Source organism: Kitasatospora sp. NPDC059812 (genome assembly GCF_042732075.1).
Lineage (GTDB): Bacteria > Actinomycetota > Actinomycetes > Streptomycetales > Streptomycetaceae > Kitasatospora.
Window position 1 is genome coordinate 25,133 of sequence record NZ_JBHWIO010000106.1, and the last position, 4,619, is coordinate 29,751.

Here is a 4,619-nt window from a genome sequence, read left to right on the forward strand (position 1 = left end):
TTTTTGTGAATCCCCGGCGGGGGGCCCCCGCCGGCGGCGGGGGGGGGGGGGGGGCGGGCGGCGGCCCCCCCCCGTCCGGTCGTTCAGGACCGGCGCAGCGCGGCGTCGGCCACCGCGCCGATCCGGCCGGCCGCCTCCCGGCCGAGCATCTCCTCGTGGCCGCAGGCGACGTCGTGCACCGTCAGCGCGCCGGTCAGGTGCGCGCGCCAGCGGTCGGCGAGCTCGGCGGCGGGGGCGCCCTGCACCTCGTCGGCGGCGGTGAACAGCAGCAGCGAGCCGTCGAACCGGCCGGGGGTGAACTCCCGGGCGATGTCCGTGTGGTGGCGCATCACCGCCATCAGCCGGCGCAGCTCCCCGTCGTCGATGCCCGCCCCGGCGGCGTGGTGGGCGAGGAAGGCCCCGCGGATCTCCTCGTCGGTCGGGTTGTGGTCGCCCGGCAGCACCGGGAAGACGTCCAGCGCCGCCAGGAAGGCCACCCGCTCGCCCGCCGCCTGGAGCTGCACCGCCATCTCGTGCGCGACCAGCCCGCCGAAGGACCAGCCCAGCAGGTGGTACGGGCCGTGCGGCTGCACCCGGCGGATCCTAGCCAGGTACGTGGCCGCCAGTTCCCGTACGCCCTGCGGCCGTTCCCACTCCCCCTCGGGCGCGGCGACGCCGTCGGACTGCAGCGCGTACACCGGCCGGGCCGGGTCGAGGTGCGGGGCCAGCTCCGCGTACGGCAGGCCGAAGCCGACCCCGCCGTGCACGCAGAACAGCGGCTCGGCGGTGCCGCCCGGCCGGATCGGCAGCACCGGCTCCAGCACCGTCGCGGGGAGCCGCTGCTCGGTGGCGGGCCGGGCGGCGGCGGCGAGGGCCGCCACCGTCTTGTGGGTGAAGACGTCGGCCAGCGAGAGCGTGAGCCCGGCCTTCGCGGCCCGGCTGACGATCTGCACCGAGCGCAGGCTGTCGCCGCCGAGGTCGAAGAAGTCCCCGTCGGCGCCGACCTGGTCGAGGCCGAGGATCTCGCCGAAGACCCCGGCGATGACCTCCTCGGCCGGCGTGCCCGGGCGCCGCACCGGGGCCTGCGCGGCGGCGGGCTCGGCACCGGGCGCCGGCAGGGCGCGGGTGTCGAGCTTGCCGTTCGCGGTCAGCGGCAGCGCGGGCAGCGTCACCAGCGTCGCGGGCACCATGTGCGCGGGGAGCGACTCGGCGACGAACGCGCGCAGCACCGGCACGTCGACGGCGGCGACGCCGGGCAGCGGCACCACGTACCCGGTCAGCTGGGGCACGCCGGTGGGCGAGGGCGCGACCTGCACCGCGGCCTGCACGACCACCGGGTGGCGCACCAGCGCGGCCTCGATCTCGCCGAGCTCGATCCGGAAGCCGCGCAGCTTCACCTGGTGGTCCACCCGGCCGACGTAGTCGAGCGTGCCGTCGGCCCGCCAGCGGACCAGGTCGCCGGTGCGGTACATCCGGGTGCCGGCCGGCCCGTACGGGTCGGCGACGAAGCGCTCGGCGGTGGTGACGGGGCGGCGCAGGTAGCCGTGTGCCAGGCCGGTGCCGGCGATGTACAGCTCGCCGGTGACGCCGACCGGCGCGGGCGCGAGGGCGTCGTCCAGGACGTACAGCCGGTGGTTGTCCAGCGGACGGCCGATCGGCGGGCGGCCGCTGCCGGGGCGCAGCGGGTCGCTCCAGGTGGCGCAGACCGAGGCCTCGGTCGGGCCGTAGGCGTTGCGGAACTCGGTCAGCGGGGCGAACCGGTCGACCAGCGCGGCCGGGCAGGCCTCGCCGCCGACCAGCAGGTGCAGGCCCTCGGGCAGCACCACGTCCTCGGGCAGGCCGGCCACCACGGTGGGCGGCAGCACCACGTGGTTGACCTGGTGCTCGGCGAGCAGCGCGCCCAGCACCTCGCCGGAGACCCGGCTCTCGTCGGTGGCGACCACCAGGGTGCCGCCCGAGTACAGCGAGACGCCGAGCTCCCAGACGGTGGCGTCGAAGCTGAACGAGGCGAACTGCAGCACCCGGGTGTCCGGCCCCGCGCCCATCCGCGCCTGGTGGTTGGCGGCCAGGTTGGCCGCCCCCAGGTGCGGCACCGCGACGCCCTTGGGGCGGCCGGTGGAGCCCGAGGTGTAGATCACGTAGGCGACGTCCTGCGGGACGAGCGGCCGGGTGCGGTCGGCGTCGACGGGGTTGCGGTCGGGCCGGCCGGTCAGGTCGGACCGGGTGTGCAGGGAGTCCAGGACCAGCGGGACGACGCCCTCGGGCAGCCCCGGGATCCGGTCGGCGACCGCCTCGACGGTCAGCACCTGGGCGGGCGCCGCGTCGTCGAGCATGTAGGCGATCCGCTCGGCCGGGTACTGCGGGTCGACCGGCAGGTAGGCGGCGCCGGTCTTGAGCACCGCCAGCAGCGCGATCACCAGCGGCGCGGAGCGCGGCATCGCCAGCGCGACCACGTCGCCGGGGCCGACCCCGCGCTCCAGCAGCAGGTGGGCGAGCCGGTTGGCCCGCTCGTTGAGCGCCGCGTAGGACAGCCGCATCGTCGCCGGGCCGGCCGGCACGCCGTCCGGGCCGATCAGCGCGGGGTGGTCCGGGTCGGCGGCCGCCAGGCCCTCGAACACGGCGGTCAGGGTGACCGGGGTGAACGGGGCGGTCGGGCCGGCCCACTCCTCCAGCAGGACGCGGCGCTCCTCGGCGGTGAGCAGGTCGAGGGCGCTGAGCGGTGCGTCGGGGGTGCGGGCGGCGGAGTCGAGCAGGGTGGCCAGGGCCCGGGCGAGGCGGGCCGCCGTCGCCCCGGTGAACAGGTCCTCGCGGTACTCCAGGCGGATGTCCAGTCCGGCCGGGGCGCCGTCCGGGCCGGTCCGCTCCAGTACCTGGAAGGACAGGTCGAACTTGGCCGTCGTGCTGCCGATCGGCAGCACCTCGGCGCTCAGGCCGGGCATCGCGGGCAGCGGGTCGGCACTGTTCTCGAAGGCCAGGATCACCTGGAAGAGCGGCTGCCGGCCCATCGAGCGGACCGGGTTGAGCTCCTCCACCAGGTGCTCGAACGGCAGTTCGGCGTGCCCGTAGGCGGTCAGGTCGGTCTCCCGGACCCGCCCGAGCAGGGCGGTGAACGCCGGGTCGCCCGAGGTGTCGGTGCGCAGCACCACGGTGTTGACGAAGAAGCCGACCAGGTCGCGGACGGCGTCGTCGGTGCGCCCGGCCACCGGGCTGCCGAGCGGGATGTCGGTGCCCGCGCCCAGCCGGGTGAGCAGTGCGGCCAGGCCCGCCTGGACGGCCATGAACAGGCTGGCGCCGCCGCGCCGGGCCAGTTCGGCGAGCCGGGCGTGGGTCTCGGCGGGCACCGTGCACTCGACCTCGGCGCCGCGGTGCCCGGCCCGGGCCGGGCGGGGGAAGTCGGTGGGCAGGTCCAGCTCCTCCGGGATGCCCGCCAGCGCCTCGCGCCAGTGCGCGAGTTCGGCGCTGGCCAGGCTGTCCGGGTCGTCCTTGGAGCCGAGCAGTTCGCGCTGCCAGAGCGCGTGGTCGGCGTACTGCACCGGAAGCGGCTCCCAGCGCGGCCCGGCGCCGTCCAGCCGGGCCCGGTAGGCGTCGGAGAGGTCGCGGGCGAGCGGGCCGAGCGACCAGCCGTCGGCGGCGATGTGGTGCACCGTCAGGGCCAGCGCGTGGCTGTCCCGGCCGAGGGTGAACAGCCGGGCCCGCAGCGGCACCTGGGCGGACAGCTCGAAGGGGTGGGCGGCCTCGGCGGCCAGCGCCGCCTCCAGCGCGCCCGGCGCCGCCCCGGAGAGGTCCACCACGACCAGCGGGGCGCCGGCCTGCTCGGCCTCCTCGGCGGAGAGCACCAGCTGCGAGGGCAGCCCGTCGGCCTCGGCGAAGACGGTGCGCAGGCTCTCGTGCCGGGCCACCACGTCCCGGACGGCGGCGGCCAGCGCGGCGGCGTCCAGCGGGCCGGTGAGGCGGACCGCCAGCGGGATGTTGTAGCTGCCGGTGGGGCCGTCCATCTTGTCCAGGAACCAGAGCCGCTCCTGGGCGTGCGAGAGCGGCACCGAGGACGGCCGGTTCGGGACGGCGCGCAGCGCGGGGCGCCGGGGGGCCGGCTCCGCCGCGTCGGCGGCCGCCGACTCCGGGTCGAGGACGCGGGCCAGCGCCTCGGCCGTCCGGGCATCGAACAGGGCCCGCACCGGGACGTCCGCGCCGAGCGCGGCACGCAGCCGGTTGGCGACCCTGGTCGCGGACAGCGAGTGGCCGCCGAGTTCGAAGAAGTCGTCGTCGGCGCCGACCCGGTCGAGCCCGAGGGCCTCCGCGAAGACCGCGCAGAGCAGTTCCTCGCGCTCCCCCACGGGCTCGCGTCCGGTGCCCGCCCGCTCGTCCGGCGGGGCGGGCAGGGCCTTGCGGTCGACCTTGCCGTTGGGGGTCAGCGGCAGGTCGTCCAAGGGAACGTACACGGCAGGGATCATGTGCGTGGGCAGCACCGATGACGCCCGCTCCCGCAAGCGGTCGCGGTCGATCCCTGCCGGTACGACATAGGCGACCAGGCGGGCGTCCCCCGCCGCGGCGGGCGGTGCGACAAAACCCAGGGGGGGGGAGAAACCCCCACCCACGCCCCCCCCCCGGGGGCGGGGCCAGGGCCCGCCCGGGGCGCGGGC

At 77.0% G+C, this 4,619-nt stretch carries 1 protein-coding gene; it reads right to left on the reverse strand.

Going from position 1 to position 4,619, the window contains the following annotated elements:
- Positions 1-83: 83 nt before the first annotated feature.
- Positions 84-4,418 carry an amino acid adenylation domain-containing protein gene (locus ACFV6D_RS34375; protein WP_380562687.1) on the reverse strand — a complete coding sequence of 1,445 codons (4,335 nt, stop codon included), beginning with the start codon at positions 4,416-4,418 and terminating at the stop codon, positions 84-86.
- Between the last annotated feature and the right edge of the window lie 201 nt (positions 4,419-4,619).